Source organism: Streptomyces sp. NPDC005492 (assembly GCF_040605995.1).
GTDB lineage: Bacteria > Actinomycetota > Actinomycetes > Streptomycetales > Streptomycetaceae > Streptomyces.
Genome location: NZ_JBEXDX010000126.1, coordinates 1 through 1148 on the forward strand (window position 1 = coordinate 1; position 1148 = coordinate 1148).

At 69.8% G+C, this 1148-nt stretch carries 2 protein-coding genes; both read left to right on the forward strand.

Going from position 1 to position 1148, the window contains the following annotated elements; all coding sequences use genetic code 11:
* The coding region (gene aroC, locus ABZT04_RS45960; protein ID WP_356066706.1) for a chorismate synthase at positions 1-649 on the forward strand (649 nt) is incomplete at its 5' end.
* A gap of 32 nt (positions 650-681) precedes the next feature.
* On the forward strand, positions 682-1148 hold a 467-nt coding region (locus ABZT04_RS45965; RefSeq protein ID WP_356066709.1), incomplete at its 3' end, for a shikimate kinase.

Genomic DNA, 1148 nt, shown 5'->3' on the forward strand with positions numbered 1-1148 from the left:
GGGTGTCCTGCCCACGCCGGCCGATGTCGAGAGGCTGGACGCGGATCCGGTGCGGTGCCTGGACGCGGACGCGTCGAAGGCGATGGTCGCGGAGATCGACCAGGCCCACAAGGACGGCGACACGTTGGGCGGGGTCGTCGAGGTCCTCGCCTACGGTGTGCCGGTGGGTCTGGGTTCGCATGTGCACTGGGACCGCAAGCTGGATGCCCGTCTGGCCGGTGCCCTGATGGGTATCCAGGCGATCAAGGGCGTCGAGATCGGTGATGGTTTCGAGCTGGCCCGGGTGCCGGGTTCCAGGGCGCACGATGAGATCGTGAAGACCGGTGAGGGGATCCGGCGGGTCTCGGGTCGCTCCGGTGGTACCGAGGGCGGGCTGTCCACGGGTGAACTGCTGCGCGTTCGGGCCGCGATGAAGCCGATCGCGACCGTGCCGCGTGCCCTGCAGACCGTGGATGTGGTGACGGGTGAGGCCGCGCAGGCTCACCACCAGCGCTCGGACGTGTCCGCGGTCCCGGCCGCGGGTATCGTCGCCGAGGCGATGGTCGCGCTGGTCCTTGCGGATGCGGTGGCGGAGAAGTTCGGTGGCGACTCGGTGCCCGAGACGCGTCGTAACGTGCGTTCGTACCTTGAGAACCTGGCCATCCGGTGACCGCCGCACCCCTGGTCGTCCTGGTCGGTCCGATGGGTGTCGGCAAGTCGACGGTCGGGCAGCAGTTGGCCGAGCGGCTCGGCGTTGCCTATCGGGACACCGATGACGACATCGTGGCCGCGGAGGGCCGCACCATCGCGGAGATCTTCGTCGACGAGGGCGAGCCCGTCTTCCGCGCGATCGAGAAGCGCGCTGTGCGGCGGGCACTGGCCGGGCACGAGGGTGTCCTCGCGCTCGGCGGCGGCTCGATCCTCGACGAGGACACGCGCGCGCTGCTCGCCGGACACCGGGTCGTCTACCTCTCCATGGACGTGGACGAAGCGGTCAAGCGGACCGGTCTCAACGCGGCCCGCCCGCTGCTGGCGATCAATCCGCGCAAGCAGTGGCGTGAACTGATGGAAGCCAGGCGGCACTTGTATGCCGAGGTCGCGCGGGCCGTCGTACCCACCGACGGCCGCACCCCCGAAGAGGTCACCCAAGCCGTCCTGGACGTACTGGA